The organism is Roseococcus pinisoli (assembly GCF_018413645.1).
GTDB lineage: Bacteria > Pseudomonadota > Alphaproteobacteria > Acetobacterales > Acetobacteraceae > Roseococcus > Roseococcus pinisoli.
In genome coordinates, this window is record NZ_JAHCDA010000004.1 from 458,825 (window position 1) to 476,767 (window position 17,943).

A 17,943-nucleotide genomic window follows, 5' to 3' on the forward strand; every position below is an offset into this window, starting at 1 on the left:
AACGGGTTCATGGCCACTGCAGGCGAAGCGTTCAAGGCGGGTGATCTGGCGGCAGCGGTCGCGGCCGCACAGGCGGCGGTGAAGGCCGCGCCCCGCGATTCCGGGGCGCGCTGGCTCCTGGCCGAGCTGATGCTCTTCGCCGGCGATGCCGAGCGCGCCGACCGCATGCTCGATGCCGCCGTGCTGGACGAGCCCTCGCCCGCGGTGCTGGAGTTCCGCAAGCTGCTGCGGGCCGAGGTCGTGCGTCAGCAGGTCTGGAACGAGGCGCGCGCGCCGAAGTTCTCCGCCGACGACGCGACCGACGCGCAATCCGCCGTCATCCGCGCCTCCGTCCTCGCCCGCTCGGGCGCGGTGGAGGAGGCCGTGGCCGAGGCAAATGCCGCCGAGGAGGCGCGCCCCAAGATCTCCGGCGAGGCCGACCTGGCCGACGGCACCACCATCAAGTTCGACGACTTCCGCGATGCCGACGACCTGCTGGCGCCGATGGTCGAGGTGCTGACCACCAATGGCGAGCACATCCTGGTGCCGGTGGAGCGCCTCGTCGCGCTCGACTTCGACGCGCCGCGCCGCCCGCGAGACCTCGCCTGGCGCCGCACCACCATCGAGCTGAAGGACGGCACGGAGGGCGTGGTCTACATGCCCTCCGTCTACGCCGCGCCGGCCGGCCAGCCGGACCCCGTGAAGCTCGGCCGCGTCACCGAATGGACCGAGGATGCGGGCCCCGTGCGCGGCCGCGGCCAGCGCCTGTTCCTCATCGGCGAGGAGGCGATCGCCCTCTCCGACCTCGCCGCGATCCGCTTCGCCCCATGAGCGGGATGCCATGAGCGGGACGGGCGAGCGCAGTTCCGGTACGCGGCCGACGCAGCGCGTCCGGCTGCCGCTGCTCGACCGGCTCCTGGACGCCGATCCCGGCACACGGGAAGAGAAGCTGCCCACGCCCGCCGAGGCGCTGGACACGCTGCGCGCGGCCGTCCGGCGGGATCTGGAAGCGCTGCTCAACGCCCGCCGCCGCCGCTGGCCGCTTCCGCCGACCGCGCCGGAGCTGCTCGCCTCGCCGCTCGGCTATGGCATTCCCGATGCGACCTCCGGCGCCTATGCCCTGCCGGAGCGCCGGGAAGGCCTGGCCCTGGAGGTCGAGCGCATCATCCGCCGCTTCGAGCCGCGCCTGCTCTCGGTGCGCGTTCAGCTTCGTGAATCCGGCAATGAGCTCGACCGGACCCTTCGTCTGAAAGTGGATGCCGTCCTGCGCACCGACCCCATTCCCGAGCCCATCAGCTTCGAGACGGTGATCGAGGCCGTGTCGCACGAAGTCATCGTGACGGAACGGGGCTAGCGCGCATGCGGACTCTCTTCCTTTCCAATCCCGGGCTGCGGCGCGCCGGCGGCTTGCTTACCCGGCCTGCCGATCCCTCCGCTTCGCTCCGGGGCAGGACGCGGGCTGGCCGGCCTGCCGATCCCTCCGCTTCGCTCCGGGGCAGGACGGCGCCATGAGCGAAAGCCTCCTCCCCTTCTACAACCGCGAGCTGGCGGCGCTGCGCCGCCTCGCGGGCGAATTCGCCGAGGCCTATCCCAAGGTCGCGGGCCGGCTGCGAATCACCTCCGACGGCACGGTCGACGACCCGCATGTGGACCGCCTGCTGGAAGGCGTGGCCTTCCTGGGCGGCCGCGTGCAGCAGCGCCTCGAGGACGAGCTGCCCGAGATCACGGATGCGCTGCTGGAACTGCTGTCGCCGCATCTCCTGGCGCCGGTGCCGAGCATGACCACGGTCCGCCTCCAGCCGAAGGCCGAGGCGCGCGGCCCCGCCATCGCCGCGCGTGGCACACCGCTGGAGACCGAGCCCGTGCGCGGCGAAGTCCTGCGCTACGTCACCTGCCACGACGTCACGCTCTGGCCCGTCACCGTCGAGGCGGTGCGGCTGATGGGCCTGCCGCTGGCCGCGCCCGCCAATCCGCGCGCGCCGGGCGCTTCGGCCTGCCTGCGCATCACGCTGCGCACCCAGGTGCCGGACCTCAATTTCTCCGAGACGGGGCTCGACACGCTGCGCCTGCACCTGCGCGGCGCGCCCCAGGTCGCGGCCGGGCTGCACGAGCTGCTGGCCACCGCCTGCGTCGGCATCGCGCTGGCGGACGGGCCGGGCGATCCCTCGCCCACGCTCATCGGCCCCGAGAAGATCCGCCCCTTCGGCTTCGAGCGCGAGCAGGCCGCCCTGCCCTGGCCGCGCCGCGCCTTCGACGGCCACCGGCTGCTCACCGAGTACTTCGCCCATCCGGAGAAGTTCCTCTACCTGGAGATCGACGGGCTGGAGGCGCGCAGCCTGCTCCAGCAGAACAACAAGCTGGAGATCTTCCTCTACCTGAACCGCGCCGCGCCTGAGCTGGAGCGCACCGTCGGCAACGACACGCTGGCGCTGCATTGCACGCCGGCCGTGAACCTCTTCCCGCAGCGCTGCGAGCCCATCCCCATGGACGGCACGCAGTCGGACTGGCTGGTGATCCCCGACGCCCGGCGCCCGGCGGCGCTGGAGATCCAGAGCATCGACGAGGTGCGCGAAAGCCGGCCCGACGGCGCCCGCCGCGCCGTCCTGCCCTTCCAGCGCCTGGCGCGCGATGGCGCGCCCGAGGAAGACGCGGCGCCGATGCAATGGATCGCGATGCGCGGCCCCGCCCCCGCGCCGCTGACCGGGACCGAGACGCGCCTCATGCTGCGCGACGCCAATTTCGACCCCGACGCGCCGGCCGACGGCGTGCTCACCGTCAACGCCACCTGCTGCAATCGGGACCTGCCGGAGCTGCTTCCCTTCGGCGGCGGGCAGCCGCGGCTGCGCATCGCCGAGCCGACCTGCCCGGCCGCCGGGGCCGAATGCCTCTCCGCCCCCACCTCGACGCTGCGGCCCAAGCTCGGGGAGCGCGGCGCCTGGCGGCTCGTCTCGCACCTCGCGCTCAACCATCTCGGCGTGATGGGCGGCGAGAGCGCGGCGGTGGCGCTGCGCGAGATGCTGCGCCTGCACGACCTGCGCGATACGCCCGAGACCCGCACCGCCATCGCGGCGCTGGTCGCGGTGAATTCCGGCCCCGGCGTGGCGCGCATTCCGGGCCAGCGCCCGGGCGTCTTCGTCCGCGGGCTCGACGTCTCCTTCACCTTCGAGGCGCAGGCCTGGAACTCGGGCGGCCTCTACCTGCTCGGCTGCGTGCTGGAGCGGTTCCTGGCGCTGCAGGTCTCCGTGAACGGCTTCGTCCGCTCGCGGGCCTTCCTGCGCGGCCGCGCCACCCCCGTGGCCAGCTGGGCGCCGCGAAGCGGGACGCGCGTGCTGCTGTGAGCGCCGAGGAGGAGGATCCGGAAGCCACCATGGTGGTGCGGCGCGCACCTGTGCCGCCGCCCGTGGTGGCGACGCCGGCTCCGCCCGCCGAGCCGGCGGAACCGGGCGAACCAGCCTTTCTCGCGCCGGCCGAGCCTGAGGAGGAGGCCCCGGCCGTCGTCGTCATCGCCCCGCCCGTGACGGAAATCCTCGAGCAGCCGGCCGAACCCCTCGCCGTGCCGCCGGGGCCACAAGCGCCGAGCCCGATGGCCACGCTGATGGCGCATCCCGATCGCTTCGACCTCGACCAGGCGGCCTATGTCATCGCCCGCGGCCGCGATCCCGTGGAGCTTCCCTTCGCCAGCGTCTCGCGCCTCGGCCTGCCCCTCTCCGAGGTGACGGCGGCCGATGAGGAGACGAGCGGCCTCACCTCCCCGCTTTTCGGGTTGATCGGCCCCGGCGGCACCCTGCCCCGGCACTACACCGCGACGGTGGGCGCCGAGAGCCGGCGGCGGAACGCGACGCTCCGGCCGCGCAGCCCCGCGCTCCATGCCTTCCTCGACATGCTGGCCCGCCGCTTCACGGGCATGTGGGTCAGGGCCGGCGCGAAGTACCGGCCCACGCGGGATTCCGGCCCCACCCGCCGCGCGCTCGATGCGGCGGTCGGCATGGGCACGCCGGGACTGTCGGGCCGCCTCGCCGTGCCGGCGGAAAGCCTGCGCTACCATGCGGGCCATCTGGCCGCCCGCACCCGCAGCGCCGAGCGGCTGCGCGCCATGCTCGCCGAGGAGGCGGGGGCCGAGGTGGAAATCGTGGAATTCGCCGGCGGCTGGCTGCGCCTTCCGCCCACCGAGCAGTCGCGGATGGGCCAGGCGCATGGGCGCCTGGGCGTGGATGCCGCCATCGGCGCGCAGGTCTGGGATCCGCAGGCGCGCTTCATCATCCGGCTCGGCCCGCTCGACGCCGAATCCTTCGCGCGGCTGTTGCCGGGCCAGCCGCTCTTCGAGCAGATCTGCGGGCTGACGCGGCTCTTCGTCGGCCCCGAGCAGGATTTCGTGCTGAACCCGATCCTGGCCGCCGACGCGGTCCCGGTCACGCGCCTGGGCGAGGGCGGCGGCCGGCTCGGCCTGACCTCCTGGATGGGGGCGTCGCGGCGCCGGCACACGCCCGCGGGCGATGCCTATCTCCGGCCGAGCGGCGCGTGACGATGCCTGCCCGCCCCTTCATTTCGTTCGCGGTCACGCCGGTCGCGGCCCTCACTTCCTAAGGATACCGCAATGACCTCCTGGTCCCATGGCTATGTCGCGGACAGTCCCTACACCTTCTCCTACCAGGCCGCGCAGGCGCCGGGGAATCTGGCGCTGATCTGCGCGATGATGGGGGTGGACTGGCAGCCGACGGCGCATATGAACGTGGCCGATATCGGCTGCGGGCGGGGCTACACGGTCAATACACTGGCGGCGGCCAATCCCGGCTGGAACGTCTTCGGCCTCGACTACAACCCGGCCCATATCGCCGAGGCCGCCTCGGTGGCCGAGCGTGCGCAGATCAACAACGCGACCTTCGTCGAGGCCGACCTCGCCGAGATGACCGATGCGGAGATCGACCAGCTGCCGGAGCTGGACCTGGTCAGCCTGCACGGCGTCTGGACCTGGGTGGCCGACCCTGTGCGCGCGGGCATCGTGCGGCTGCTCTCCCGCCGGCTGAAGCCCGGCGGCCTCTGCTACATCGGCTACAACGCCCTGCCCGGCTTCGGCGGCGACATGGCGCTGCAGCGGCTGTTCCGCCACCTGACCGCGCTGCATCCCGTGGGCTCCTCACCGGAGAAGGCGCGCGCGGCGGTGCCCATGATCCGCGCCTTGCACGCGACCAAGCCCGCCAACCTGCCGCCCACCAACATGCTGAAGCGCATCGCCGAGGACGAGACGGAGCTCGACGCCTCCTACCTCGCGCACGAGTTCCTGACCGCCCATTGGCGCCCGGTCTTCTTCGAGGATCTCTGCGCCGACCTCGCCCCCGCCAAGCTCGACCATGTGGGCAGCGCCGGCTTCCACGAGAACGTGGCCGACCTGCTTTTCTCGCCCGAGCAGCGGGAGATCTACGAGGCCCTGCCCATGGGGACGCCGCGGGAATTCCTGAAGGACCTCGTGCTGCAGCGCCCCTTCCGCCGCGACATCTTCATCCGCGGCCTGCGCCGCACCGACCCCGTCCCCGCCTTGGACCGGCTCGTCTTCGGCATCTCCAAGACCCTGCCCGACAAGAGCCCCAACATCGCCGTCCCCGTCGGCTCGGCGGAGATCGGTCCGGAACTGTGGGAGCCCATCGTCGCCGCGCTGCGCGAGGGGCCGCAGAGCCTGGGCCAGCTGAGGACGCTCACGCCCGGCCGCAACCCCAATGCCGCCGAGCTGCTGACCGTGCTGGCGGGCGCCGGCTGCGTCCTGCCCATGCTGCGGGATGTCGGCCCGAGCGAGGCGACGCGAAACTTCAACCGTACCGTCGCCGAGACCTACTGGCGCGAAGGGCGGCGCGGGGGGCAGTATGCCATGGCATCGCCCGTCCTCGCGGCGGGGATTCCCTGTTCCTGGATGGAGCTCGCCGTCGCCGTCCAGCTGGGCGACGCCGGCGGCGAGACGCCCGACCCGGAGACGATTGCGAGACGTATTCTCCCCGATATCTCCGGGGACGCGCTGGAGGGCGCCAAGGACATGGTTTCGGAACTGCTTCGCGAGCGCCCGGACGTGTGGCGCCGCTTCGGCATCATCTGACGATGGCGGACTGGTCCCACGGCTACGTCGCCGGAAGCACCTACGGCATCGCCTGGCAATCGGCGCAGACGCCGGCCCACATGGCCATGGTCTGCGCCGCCGCGGGCGTCGAATGGCGGCCGCGCTCGAGCATGACGGTGGCCGATATCGGCTGCGGCCGCGGCTATGCGGTCAACACCCTGGCCGCCGCCAATCCCGACTGGACGGTGATCGGGCTGGACCACAGCCCCGTCCATATCGCCGAGGGAACGCAGACGGCAGCCCGGGCCGGGCTGAGCAACGCGCTGTTCCTGGAAACCGACCTCGCCGCGCTGGACGAGGCCGCGCTCGACCGCATCCCGCTGCTCGACGTCGCCATGGTCCATGGCGTCTGGTCCTGGGTGTCGGACGAGGTGCGGGAGGGGATCGTCCGCATCCTGGCGCGGCGGCTGAAGCCGGGCGGCGTGGCCTATCTCGGCTACAACGCACTGCCGGCGGCGGGCGCCGATCTCGGCCTGCAGCGCCTGCTCCGCCACCTCGCCGGACCGGTGGGCACCCGGCCGGGCGAGGCCGAGGCCGCGGCCGCCCTGGCGGTGGAGCGGCTGCGCGGCATGGCGGAGCATCTGCCCCTGCGGCAGACGCCGATGCTCAAGCGCCTGCTGGCCGATCCGCCGGTCCTGGAAGCCGCCTTCGTCGCGCACGAATTCCTCACCTCCCATTGGCGCCCGGTCTTCTTCGAGGATCTCTGCGCCGCCCTGGGTCCGGCCAAGCTCGACTTCGTGGGCAGCACCAACCTCTTCGAGGCGGTGCCCAGCCTGGTCTGCGACGGCGCCCAGCTCGAGGTGATGGCGAAGCTGCCCGAAGGCGCGCCGCGCGAGTTCCTGAAGGACCTCAGCCTGCCGCGCACCTTCCGGGCCGACGTCTTCATCCGCGGCGGGCACCGGGCCGATCCGCGGACACTGGAATCCCTCCTCCTCGCCGCCGCTGCGCCCCTGCCGGAGGAAAGCCCCGTCCTGGAGACCGGCACCGGCCGCGCCGCGATGCCCCAGCCCGCCTGGGAAGCCATCGCCGCCGCGTTGGCGACGGGCCCGCAGCCCCTGGGCGCGCTATGCGCGCTGCCCGAGAGGGCGCTGCACCCGCTGGAGGCGCTCGCCCTTCTCACGGGCACCGGGATGGTTCTGCCCGTCTATCGCCCGCCCGAGCGCGCGCCGGCGGCCTCGCGCTTCAACATCGCCGCCGCCGCGATCCACGCGCCGAACGGCGAGGGCACCGGGCATTTCGCCCTGGCCTCGCCCGTCGCGGCCGGCGGGCTGCCGGCCACCGCGCTCGACCTCGCGCTCGTAGCGGCCCTCCTGCAGGGGGCCGACCCCGAGGATCCGCTGGCCCTGGCGCAGCGCCTGCAGCCCGATCTCAGTCCCGAAGGCCAGCAGCGCGCGGCCGAGATCATCGCGGACCGGTGGGAGGAGCGCATCCCCTTCTGGCGGAGCTTCGGCGTGCTGTGATCCGGCCAATCGCCGCGCCGATCGACGCGGCGGATGCGACAATTCTTTGCATGACAACAGCGCGGGGGGCTGGTTCCCTGAAGGCCACTCCCGTTCAGGGCTGTACTGCCCCGCGGCCGCACACCCAGGAGACGCACACCATGTCACGAGCCTTCCTCTTCGCCACTGCCGCGCTGATCGGCGCGAGCGCGTTGCCCTTCGCCGCCCCCGCTTTCGCCCAGAACGACCCCGCCGCGCGCCAGCTCATCGAGCGCCTGCGTCCCTCCGAGAATCAGACGCGCGGCATCCGCATGCCGGGCAGCGATGCCGGCACGGTCACGACCCCGGCGGCCGCGCCCAGCAACGCGCCGACGCTGACCCCGGCCTCGCCGCCCACGGGCGGCATGACCAGCCCGCGGCCCAGCGGCGAAGGACGCCGCCCCCCGCCGCAGCCGCAGACCACCGCGCCCGCCGGCGTCGCCGCCGTCTCCATCACGGTGAACTTCGCCACCGGCTCGGCCACGCTGACGCCGCAGGCCATGTCGTCCCTCACCTCGCTCGGCCGGGCGCTCAGCTCGCCGGAGCTGGCGCCCTTCCGCTTCCGCATCGAGGGCCACACCGACACGGCCGGCGATGCCGACCTGAACATGGCGCTGTCCCAGCGGCGGGCGGAGGCAGTCGCCAGCTTCCTGCACACCCGCTTCAACGTCGCGGCCGATCGCCTCGTGCCCGTCGGCATGGGCGAGAGCCAGCTCCTGGTGCCCACGCCCGATAACGTCCCCGAGGCGCGGAACCGTCGCGTCCAGGTCGTGAACGTCGGCGGCTGAGCCGCGCCGGCGGCGTCCCCTCCGGGCGCCGCCACCTCTCATCCGGCGCGAGGAAGCGGACATGCAAGAAGACGACACTGTCCGTTTGCCGCGGTCGGAGGCGCGCGGCCGTGAGGCCATCGCCGCTCCCGCTGCTTCCCCCGCTCCGACCAGGCGCTCCTTGGGCCTCTGGGCGGCGGGCGCCCTGGGGCTCCTCGCCGCGGGCGGCGGCGCCATCTGGTGGTGGAGTGGCCGCCCCCCTCCCCCTCCCCCTCCCCCCGAACCGCCGCCGGCCCGCCGGCCGGCACCGCCCGCCCCCCCGCCCGAAGGGCCGGATATCCTCGACACCGCCGGGATCATGGCGCATCGGGCGACGGAGCCTACCGCCCTGCGATGGGCGTCGAACCCGCTGGTCTGGGTGCTCGACTTCCCCAACCTCGAGCTGCAAGGCCGCGCCATGAACCGCGCCGCCGCCCTGATCGAGAAGGCCCGGACCCCGCGCGACCGCGTGCTGGCCGACGAGGCGCTGGCCGGGGCCATCCTGGCCGATGGACGCACAAGCGCGACCTGGTATTTCGGCCACAACTACCGCGCCTCGGACCTCGCCCGGTTCTTCGAATGGGCGGAGCGGGACGGCGTGCCGCTCAATCCCCTCGAGCTCTGGGTGCGGGAGAAGGTGGAGCTGGCCAGGCGGGTCGACCGCTCGCGCGATGCGGCCTTCCTCACCATCCCGGCGCTGGGCCCGAATGTCGACGAGACGATGCGCGCCGCCATCCTGCGGCACGAGCTGGGCCACGGGCAGTTCTTCACCCTGCCCTTCTTCGGCGCGCATGTAATGCGGGTCTGGGAAAGCGGCTTCAGCGAGACGGAGCGGAGCGAGTTCCGCCGCTTCCTCGCCTCCGAGGGCTACGACACGCAGCAGCCGGAGGTGATGGCCAACGAAGCCATGGCCTATCTGCTCTACACGCCCGACCGGCGCTTCTTCGATCCGGCGCGCGACCTCGGCTGGTCCGACGAGCAGGCGGAGCGGCTTCGCGCGATGCTGCGCAGCGGGGCGCCCGAAGATCCGTGATTCGGCGCGCGCTCAGCGCGCCGCGGTCTCGATGACGAAGGGCCGGATCTGCACGCGGCGGTTCTGCTGCCGTGCGTCGCGCAGGGCATCGGCCAGCGCGGCCAGATAGGCTTCCTGCTTCTCGACCACGGGCCGCGCGACAGCGAAGAGCGGCCCCTCGCTGACGATCGCGACCAGGAGATCCGTGCCGAAGGGCTCGCTCACCTCCCAACCCGGGAAGCCGGCCCGGGGTTCGCCCAGCCGCACGGTGGAATTGCCGGGATGCGGGGCCGAGGGCACGAGATGCGCGACCTCGCCCGACTTCATGAAATAGGCGACGTACAGGTTGCCGCCCCATTCGGGCATGGTGACGTCGAAGCGCAGCAGCTGGCCGTTGATCAGTGGCAGATTGCCTACCGGGCGAACCTGCGGCGCGAGATCGGGCGAGGCCAGATAGGGGCGCAGCACATCCGTCGCGGGGCAGTAGGGCCCGTCGAAGCCCTGCACCGCGAGGCGCGTCGCGGCCAGCGGGATGTCGCGCGCGGCGAGCGCGCGGCGCAGCGTGTCGTCCTGCCCGCGGCGCAGCACGCCCTCCAGCGAGAGGGCGTCGTCGGAGGCGGAATAGGCGATCAGGCCACAGGCCGGCGCGGCGGCGGCGGCCTGCGCGGCGGCCCGGAAATCCGGCACCGCGCGGGGAGCGAGCGCGATCTGCTGCGGCGGCGCGGGCGGGATGGGGGCCTCGGTCGAGGCCGTCGCGGCATTGCCTGATCCGCCGGCGGCCGGGAAAGGCGTGGGCGGCGGCGTCAGCACGGGCGTCGAGGCGGGCGGTGCGGCTGCCGCGCTCGGCACGGCTGGCGTCTGGGCGGGCGGGACGAGCAGCGGCGGCGCGGGCGGCGGGGCCGTCGCCTGGCTCGGGGGCGCGGGCGCCGGGGAGGAGGCCGGCGGGGATGGCGGGGGCGAGGTTGTCGCAGTGCTCGTCGGCCGGGGCGGGTCCACCGCCGGCGGTGCGGCGACCGGGGCGGCCGGCGGGGAGGCAGCGGGCGGGCTCACGGGCGTCAGGGCCACGGTGGTCGAGCTCGGGGTGGGCTGGGGCGCGGGGTCCCTGCCAAGCAACAGGAAGGCAGCCGCCCCGGCCACGAGCGCCGCGGCGACACCGCCCCCGATGAGCATCACCGGCGGGCCGCTCTTCGCGGGCGCGGAAACGGAAGGCGACGGGGCCGGTGCCGGAGCGGCAGGCGCCGGCCGCATGGTGCCCGAGACCACGGTCGCGTCGGAATCGACCATAGGAAGCGGTACCTGGGCCGGAGCCGCCGCAGCAGGGGCCGTCAGCGCCGCACGGATCGCCTCGGCGAAAGCGGCGGCGGTGGCGAAACGATCCTCGGGCCGCTTGGCCATCGCCTGGGACACGACCGCATCGAAGGCGCGCGGCGAGGTCACGGACAGGGTGGAGGGCGGCGTCGGCTCGGTATGGATGGCCTTGTGCTGCACGGCCGAGAACCCGCCCTCGAAGGGCTTCTCGCCCGTCAGCAGCTGGTACAGCAGCACGCCCGAGGCCCAGATATCGGCGCGCGCATCCACCGGCTCGCCGCGCAGCTGCTCGGGCGCCATGTAGGAGGGCGTGCCCATCACGGTGCCCACCTGCGTCATCGAGGAATTCTCGATGCGGGCGATGCCGAAATCGGCAATCTTCACCGTGCCGTCGGCGGTCAGCATGATGTTCGCGGGCTTGATGTCCCGATGCACCACGCCGCGCTTGTGGCTGTAGTCGAGCCCCGCGAGGATCTGGTCCATCAGCCGGACGATCTCGGTCACCGGGAAGCGCTCGCGGCGATCGAGCATCTGCTTCAGCGTGCCGCCCTCGACCAGCTCCATGGCGATCCAGGCGTTCTCGTGGTCCTCGCCATAGTCGTAGACGGCGACGATGTTCGGGTGGTTCAGGCGGCCGGCCGCCTGGGCCTCGCGCTTGAAGCGCGCCAGCGATTCCTCGCCCTCGACATCACCGGTGGCAGGCCGCGGGATTACCTTCAGGGCAGCGCGGCGCTCGATCACGACGTCGAAGGCATCCATCACGGTGCCCATCGCCCCTGCGCCCAGTCGGCCGCGGATTTCGTACTTGCCGACCTGCTGGACCGTCATGAACCCTGCCGCTTCCTGTCGAGACGCAGACTACCGCCAATCTCTGCTGCTGCCATCTGGCATTATCGTCTCGTGCCCTCAGGGTCCATCGCGATTCGGCTCCTTCCCGGCCCGCAGCGAGACGCCTTCCTCGACACATCGGGAGCATGGGCTAGCATGCTTCCTCCAGCATGAGGTGAGGCCATGACCTTCGTCGTTCCGCCATTCCGCTCCATCGCCTTCCTGGGTGCCTTCGGTGTTCTCGCCGGCTGCGTCGCGCCCGAGCCTCCCCCACCCGCGCCCCTCCTCGCCACGCCGGGCGATCCCTGCGGCGCGCAGACCGTGGCCTTCTCTGGCGCCGGCGATCTCTTCGCCGAGCCGCCGGGCACCCGTGCCCCCTTCACCCGCGCGGAGATCGAGCCGCAGCTCGTCCATGACAACATCGCGATGGAGAGGCTGCAGATCGCCTTCGACGCGCTGCTCCACTGCCGGGCAGCGGAGGCGTACCGCCTGCGCGCCGGAACCTCGCCGGGCTTCGACAATGCGCTGCGCCGCGACATCGGCCATGCCGCCCAGCTCAACCGCATGCTGGCCGATCGCGGCGCCCGCCTCGATGCCGCCGTGGAACGGGTGTCGCCGGGCAGCCGCGCCGCCGTCTCCGCGGCGCTGACGAGCCCCGTCCCGCCGCAGGCGGTCACGCCGGCGCCGGTCGTGCTCCGCCTGCGCCCGGACCACACCTCGCCGATCGTGGCGCGGCTCCCCGCCAACACGCGCGCCACGCTGCGGGCGGCGGCCGGCAGCTTCTCGCTGGCCGATGCGGGCCCGCAGGCACGCGGCTATGCGCTGACGACCGCCTTCACGGTGGTGCCGGAAGTGCAGGTCGCGGGCGATCCGCTCTGGGGCCTCACGGCCACCAACCTCGCCCGCCGCCAGGCCTTCGCGCAGGATGTGGCGATCGCCGAGCGTTCGGGCACCGAGGGCCGCTTCACGCCGGCCGATTGAGGCCGGCCATCGGCACCGCTCAGGCGGCCAGGGCCCCCTGAGCGGCGTCGAGGTCGATCCGCGCCTTCAGCGGAAGGTGGTCCGAGGCGAGGCGCGCGAGCGGCGTGCTATGCGCCTCCACCCCCGAGACCAGCCCCGGCGTGCCCAGGATGCGGTCCAGGGCCAGGAAGGGCAGCCGGGAGGGAAAGCTGGGCGCGCCCGTGGTCAGCGGGCCGAAGACCTCCTCCAGCGGGACCAGCGAGGAGGGCACGCCCGGGCGCCATTCGTTGAGGTCGCCCATCAGCAGGGTGGGCATGGGGGAATGGGCGCGGCGGTCGCCCTCGGCGATGGCCTCCCGCAGGGTTTCGGCCTGCATCTCGCGATGGCGACGCATCAGGCCGAGATGGGTCGCGATGACGCGCAGCCGGCCGGCCGGCAGCTTGAGCTCGGCGATCAGGGCACCACGGGGCTCGGCGCCCGGCAAGGCGATGCGGCGCAGGCGCAGCAGCCTCCCCTCCCGCACCAGCAGCGCGTTGCCGTGCCAGCCATGGCCGCCCGGCGTATTGGCCACCGGCAGCACCGTCAGGCCCGTGCGCCGCTCCAGCGAGGCGGCATCCAGCAGGCCGACCCGCTGGCCAAAGCGGCGATCGGCCTCCTGCAGGGCGAGGACATCGGCCTTCAGCTCGTCGATGACGCCGATGATCCGGTTGGGATCGAAGCGCTTATCGATGCCCACGCATTTATGGACGTTGTAGGAGGCCGCGACGATGCACCCCTCGGCGCCCCCTTCGGATGCCGGATGGCGGATGCCCCCCCTGCGCCGGGCGAGCGCCCCCTGCAGCTGCCGGAAGGCGCCCTGGATCTCGATGGGGAAGCCGGTACGTGGTGAACGTGGCGGAGAGGCCATCCAGAATTCTCTTGATATGGCCAGATCGGCCCGGATGTATCAGAAAAGAATGGGGGTCATGGCCGCCAATGCCAAGCTTCGGCAAGGGAAATGGCCCGGAAAAGCGCGATTTTCACCCGCCCTCCATCCGCCTGTCAGCCTGGAGGGGGGCCCTTGCAATCCGCTTCCGATACGTGACGATGCCGTCCTCATAATAACCTGCCGGACGTCCTCCATGCCCATGATTCTTGCCGCCAATGCCAATGCCCAGGGCAGCCATGTGGGCGAGTGGCGGCATCCCACCGCCTGGGAAAAGCCCGCCGCCAACCTCGAGAACGCCGTCCGCCTCGCTCAGATCGCCGAGGCCGGGAAGATGGACATGCTGTTCCTCGCGGACGGCAACGGCGTGCGCAACCTCGACAAGCCCGACCTCTTCGCCGCCACCTCGCCCTCCGACCGGCCGGGGATCTTCGAGCCGGTGACCCTCCTTTCGGCCCTGTCGATGGTGACCCAGCATGTCGGCCTCGTGGCCACGGCGACCACTACCTATGACGAGCCCTTCAGCGTCGCCCGGCGCTTCGCCTCGCTGGACCAGCTGAGCAAGGGCCGCGCCGGCTGGAACCTGGTCACCACCTCCAACCCCGGCGACGCGCTGAACTTCTCGCATGACGAGCACGTGGCCCGCGCCGATCGCTACGAGCGGGCGGGCGAGTTCGCGGCGATCGTGAAGGGGCTGTGGGATTCCTGGGCCGACGACGCCTTCCCCCAGGACAAGGCGACCGGCCAGTTCCTCGACCCGCGGAAGGTCCATGCGCTCAACCACAAGGGCAAGCACTTCCAGGTCGCTGGGCCGCTCAATGCGCCGCGGCCGCCGCAGGGCCATCCGCTGATCTTCTCCGCGGGGCAATCGGAGGCCGGGCGGGAGCTCTCCGCCTCGACGGCCGATTGCGTCTTCGCGATCGAGGGCACGATCGAGAATGCCCAGAAGCTCTATGCCGACCTCAAGGGCCGCATGGCCAAGTACGGCCGCCAGCCGGACGAGATGAAAATCCTGGCGGGGACCACCATCGTGGTGGGCGAGACCGAGGCCGAGGCCGACCGCATCCTGCAGGAGCTGGAGGACCTGGTCCCGATCCCCGTGGGCCTGGACTACCTGTCCAAGATGGTCGGCACCAAGATGTCCGAGTTCCCGCTGGACGAGCCCATGCCCGCGCTGGATTCCGAGCATGTGGGCCCGACGGCCATCGGCAAGTCCATCATCGCCATGGCGCGCGCCAAGGGCCTCACCGTCCGCGAGACCTATAAGAGCGTGCTGCCGCAGATGGCCGGCAATATCTTCAAGGGCGACCCGGTGCAGGTCGCGGACCGGCTGGAGGCCTGGTACCGCGGCAAGGCCTGCGACGGCTTCATGGTCGCCGCCCCCGTGGTGCCGACCGGGATGGAGTGCTTCACGAAGCTCGTGATCCCCATCCTGCAGGAGCGCGGCCTGTTCCGCCGCGAATATGAAGGCCGCACCCTGCGCGAGAATCTCGGCCTGGCTCGGCCCGAGAACCGCTTCTTCCTGGGCGCGAAGTAGCCCGGCCCGAAGCGGCGACGGAGCCGATGCCCGCCCCTCCGCGACGCGCAGGCGGCGGGCTGCCCCTTCGCGGGCAGGTCTCCCTCGCCGCGCCCAATCCGGCGGCAACGGCCCTTTTCCTTCCGTATTTCCCGCATCGTCCGGCGCCCCGCGCGGCCCGGACATGCCCTAGCTTGCTCTCCCGAGCCTTGACCCTTCCGGCGAAAGACGACCCATGACCCTTCCGAAACTGTCCCGACGCACCCTGCTCGGCGCAATGGCCGCGCCGGCCCTGGCGGGGCCCGCCGTCGCCCAGGCCTGGCCCAACCGGCCGATCCGCGTGATCGTCCCCTTCGCCGCGGGCGGCACCACCGACCTCATGACGCGCCTCATCGGCGAGCGCCTCGGCGCGCCGCTCGGCCAGCAGGTGGTGGTGGAGAATCGCGGCGGCGCCTTCGGCATGCTGGGCGCGGACGCTGTCGCGAAGGCACCGGCCGACGGCTACACGCTGCTGGCCGGAAGCCCGGGGCCGATGGTCGTCAATCCCTTCGTGTACAAGTCGCTGCCCTACGACCCCGAGCGGGACCTCTGCGGCGTCTGCATGATCGCCTCCGTCCCCTATGTGATGGCGGTGCCGACCTCGCTGGGCGTGAACTCGGTGCAGGAGCTCCTGGCGCTCGCGCGGGCGCGCCCCAATTCCATCAATTTCGCGACCTCGGGCATGGCCTCGCGGCTGACGGTGGAGCTGTTCCGGGCTCTGGCCGGCGGCGTGCCGATGGAGATGGTGCAGTATCGCGGCGGGGCGCCGGCGCGCACCGACCTGCTGGCCGGCCGGGTGCAGCTGGTCATCGAGCAGGCGCCGGCCTTCCTGGAGGATTTCCGCGCCGGCACGCTGAAGCCGCTGGCCGTCGGCGGCACGCGCCGCTTCCGCCTGCTGCCGGACGTGCCGACGCTGCAGGAGGTGGGCATCGCCGGCTACGAGGCCGAGGCCTGGATGGGCTACGGCGCACCGGCCGGCACGCCCATGGCGATCCGCGAGCGGCTCGCCACCGAGATCGACCGGATCGTGAAGATGCCCGAGGTGCAGGAGCGCCTGCTCTCCTGGGGCTCCGAGCCGGTCGGCGGCACGGTGGCCGACATGGAGAGGATCCTCGCCGAGGAGCGCCGCCGCTGGGGCGAGGTCGTGCGGATCGCCGGCATCGAGAGGGAGTAGCGCGCGGCGCGCACCTCCATCTCCGCTGCCGGCACTGCCCGTCAGGCCGGCAGGATGACCTCTTCGACATAGGGCAGGAAGTGCGAGGCGGGCGGCGTCTGCAACCCCTTCACCTTCGCCTGCTCGTCGAAGCGGCGGAGCTGCACGGCGTCGCGGTACTGCGGGACGGCCTCGAACTCCGCGACCTCGTCCTTGGACATCGGGCCGCCCTGCAGGCTGAGGCTGACCACGGAATCCCGTGACAGCCGGCCGAAATAATCCGGCTCGACCGCGCAGAGATAGCGCTTCGCCGCGACATGCAGCCGCACGGGCTCCGTCACGTCGGGGCCGAACATGGAGGCGAGGAACTCGTAGCCGAGCTCCTCGTGCTTGTCGTCCACGCCGTTCTCGGCAGCGTCATGGCCGAGATCGTGGATCATATGGCCGATATCATGCAGCAGCGCGGCCGCGATCAGGCTCGCCGGGCAACCTTGCCGCTCGGCGAGCCAGGCCGCCTGCAGGGCGTGCTGGCGCTGGTTGATCTCGGCCAGGCCGTACTGCCCGTCGGCCTTGAGTTCGATCAGCTCGGAGATGCGGATAAGGCGCGGGTCGGTCACGCGGGCGCTCCCAGGAATTGGTGAGCCCGACGTTACCGGCCGCCCCTTATTGGTACAATCATCCGGATGATGAACATCATGCGACAGGCATGGTTCTCGCCAGCGCCGGCAGGGCGACCACCTTGGCGTACCAGGCCTCGAGCTTCGGATGGCCGGCGCGCCAGGGCTCGTTCTGGTAGCGGAAGTCGAGGTAGCCGAGCGCGCAGGCGACCGCGATCTCGCCGATCGTGGCCAGCTGGCCGAGCTGGTCGGCCTCGGCCTCCAGCTGGTCGAGCGCGCGCTCGACCTTGCTGCGCTGCGTCGCGATGTATTCCTGGCGGCCCTCGTCCTGCGGCAGCCCGATCTCGCGGCGGCGCGGCTGGCTGGCATCCATGATGCCGTCTCCCAGCGCCTGCAGCTGCAGCGCCTTCCAGCGTGCGGGCCCGGCCGCCGGGAAGAGCTTCGGCGCATCGCCGACGCTGTCCAGATACTCGCAGATCACCGGGCTGTCGTAGAGCGCGATGCCCTCCGGCGTGACCAGGGTCGGGATCTTGGCGAGCGGGTTCAACGCGGCCAACGCGGGGTCCGAGGTGCGCAGGCCGAGATTTTCGAGCCGGCCGTCGATGCCGCGAGCGATGGCGCAGGCCAGCGCCTTCCGGACATAGGGGCTCGCGCCGGAGAAGGTGAGCTTCATATAAGGACGCTTCCGTTTTCTTGTTGGTGGGGAACTGTCCCCGCCGCCGGAGGATCCGGCAAGACGCCCGCCGTCAGAAGATGCCCATGGCGAGGCCCGCGGCGAGCGCCGCACCCAGTTCACGGCAGGGCGCGAGCTGCGCCTCGGCGAGATGCTTCGGCGCCAGGATCGCCTCGGGCGTTTGCGCCCCGGTGAGCACCAGCACCGGCTCCGCCACCTCGCGCAACCGCCAGCCCGTGACGATGCGGCGCATCTGGCGGATGGCGCCCTGCCCGTCCGTCCCGGCGCAGACCATCAGCGCATAGGGGCGGCCCTCGATGCAGTCGAGCAGCGGATAGTAGCAGCGGTCGAACAGGTCCTTCATCGGACCGGAGACCGTGGCGAGATTCTCGGGGGAGGCGAAGATATAGCCCCCTGCGGCCAGCAGGTCCTGCGGGCCCGCCTCCTCCGCCCGCAGCAGCCGGGTCGGCAGCTCGGCCGCCGCGGCAGCATGCGCAGCCTCGGCCATGGCCGCCGTGCCGCCGGTCCGCGAATGCCAGAGGATCA

General features: G+C 72.2%; 16 protein-coding genes. 11 read left to right on the forward strand and 5 right to left on the reverse strand.

The annotated features are described in order from the left end of the window. The first annotated feature begins 9 nt into the window (after positions 1-9). The 8 genes from KHU32_RS20480 (at position 10) to KHU32_RS20515 (ending at position 9,399) form a co-directional block, all read left to right on the forward strand. Positions 10-810, forward strand: a complete 801-nt coding sequence (locus tag KHU32_RS20480) for a type VI secretion system accessory protein TagJ (RefSeq protein WP_213672017.1) — start codon at positions 10-12, stop codon at positions 808-810. Positions 811-820: 10 nt separating this feature from the next. Beyond that, positions 821-1,333, forward strand: a complete 513-nt coding sequence (tssE, locus tag KHU32_RS20485; protein WP_213672018.1) for a type VI secretion system baseplate subunit TssE — start codon at positions 821-823, stop codon at positions 1,331-1,333. 154 nt (positions 1,334-1,487) lie between these two features. Continuing rightward, positions 1,488-3,317 (forward strand): type VI secretion system baseplate subunit TssF, encoded by a 1,830-nt coding sequence (gene tssF / locus KHU32_RS20490; RefSeq protein ID WP_213672019.1) that lies wholly within the window; start codon positions 1,488-1,490, stop codon positions 3,315-3,317. Continuing rightward, the gene (gene tssG, locus KHU32_RS20495) at positions 3,314-4,501 is read left to right on the forward strand and encodes a type VI secretion system baseplate subunit TssG (protein ID WP_213672020.1); all 1,188 of its coding nucleotides are present in this window, start codon (positions 3,314-3,316) and stop codon (positions 4,499-4,501) included. Before tssF ends, tssG begins: the two co-directional genes overlap by 4 nt. A 72-nt stretch (positions 4,502-4,573) precedes the next feature. Continuing rightward, positions 4,574-6,061 (forward strand): class I SAM-dependent methyltransferase, encoded by a 1,488-nt coding sequence (locus tag KHU32_RS20500; protein ID WP_213672021.1) that lies wholly within the window; start codon positions 4,574-4,576, stop codon positions 6,059-6,061. A 2-nt stretch (positions 6,062-6,063) separates the two neighbouring features. Further along, positions 6,064-7,542, forward strand: coding sequence for a class I SAM-dependent methyltransferase (locus tag KHU32_RS20505; RefSeq protein WP_213672022.1), 1,479 nt, complete (start codon positions 6,064-6,066; stop codon positions 7,540-7,542). A gap of 140 nt (positions 7,543-7,682) precedes the next feature. Continuing rightward, on the forward strand, positions 7,683-8,348 hold the full coding sequence (locus KHU32_RS20510; protein ID WP_213672023.1) for an OmpA family protein: 666 nt from the start codon (positions 7,683-7,685) through the stop codon (positions 8,346-8,348). Between the two features lie 61 nt (positions 8,349-8,409). Continuing rightward, positions 8,410-9,399, forward strand: a complete 990-nt coding sequence (locus KHU32_RS20515; protein ID WP_213672024.1) for a hypothetical protein — start codon at positions 8,410-8,412, stop codon at positions 9,397-9,399. A 12-nt stretch (positions 9,400-9,411) separates the two neighbouring features. On the opposite strand, the gene KHU32_RS20520 is transcribed toward KHU32_RS20515, so the two are convergent. After that, a complete protein-coding gene (locus KHU32_RS20520; protein WP_213672025.1) occupies positions 9,412-11,514 on the reverse strand; it encodes a serine/threonine-protein kinase in 2,103 nt (700 codons plus the stop codon). A gap of 183 nt (positions 11,515-11,697) precedes the next feature. Here KHU32_RS20520 and KHU32_RS20525 point away from each other — a divergent pair, with 183 nt between their 5' ends. Continuing rightward, positions 11,698-12,495 (forward strand): hypothetical protein, encoded by a 798-nt coding sequence (locus KHU32_RS20525; RefSeq protein ID WP_213672026.1) that lies wholly within the window; start codon positions 11,698-11,700, stop codon positions 12,493-12,495. A 19-nt stretch (positions 12,496-12,514) separates the two neighbouring features. On the opposite strand, the gene KHU32_RS20530 is transcribed toward KHU32_RS20525, so the two are convergent. Next, positions 12,515-13,381, reverse strand: a complete 867-nt coding sequence (locus KHU32_RS20530; protein WP_213672027.1) for an endonuclease/exonuclease/phosphatase family protein — start codon at positions 13,379-13,381, stop codon at positions 12,515-12,517. A gap of 214 nt (positions 13,382-13,595) precedes the next feature. Between KHU32_RS20530 and KHU32_RS20535 the strand changes: the two genes are divergently transcribed. Together KHU32_RS20535 and KHU32_RS20540 are read left to right on the forward strand one after the other, a co-directional pair. Next, the gene (locus tag KHU32_RS20535; RefSeq protein WP_213672028.1) at positions 13,596-14,936 is read left to right on the forward strand and encodes an LLM class flavin-dependent oxidoreductase; all 1,341 of its coding nucleotides are present in this window, start codon (positions 13,596-13,598) and stop codon (positions 14,934-14,936) included. 214 nt (positions 14,937-15,150) lie between these two features. Next, on the forward strand, positions 15,151-16,128 hold the full coding sequence (locus KHU32_RS20540) for a Bug family tripartite tricarboxylate transporter substrate binding protein (protein ID WP_213672029.1): 978 nt from the start codon (positions 15,151-15,153) through the stop codon (positions 16,126-16,128). 41 nt (positions 16,129-16,169) lie between these two features. Here the strand turns inward: KHU32_RS20540 and KHU32_RS20545 are convergent, their stop codons facing one another. The 3 genes from KHU32_RS20545 to KHU32_RS20555 all read right to left on the reverse strand — a co-directional run bounded on the left by KHU32_RS20545 (position 16,170) and on the right by KHU32_RS20555 (position 17,905). Then, the gene (locus KHU32_RS20545) at positions 16,170-16,724 is read right to left on the reverse strand and encodes an HD domain-containing protein (protein ID WP_213672030.1); all 555 of its coding nucleotides are present in this window, start codon (positions 16,722-16,724) and stop codon (positions 16,170-16,172) included. Between the two features lie 76 nt (positions 16,725-16,800). Beyond that, complete coding sequence (locus KHU32_RS20550) at positions 16,801-17,397, reverse strand: glutathione S-transferase C-terminal domain-containing protein (RefSeq protein ID WP_213672031.1); 597 nt, start codon at positions 17,395-17,397, stop codon at positions 16,801-16,803. A 73-nt stretch (positions 17,398-17,470) separates the two neighbouring features. Continuing rightward, positions 17,471-17,905, reverse strand: a complete 435-nt coding sequence (locus KHU32_RS20555; protein WP_213672032.1) for a flavodoxin family protein — start codon at positions 17,903-17,905, stop codon at positions 17,471-17,473. Positions 17,906-17,943 lie beyond the last annotated feature (38 nt).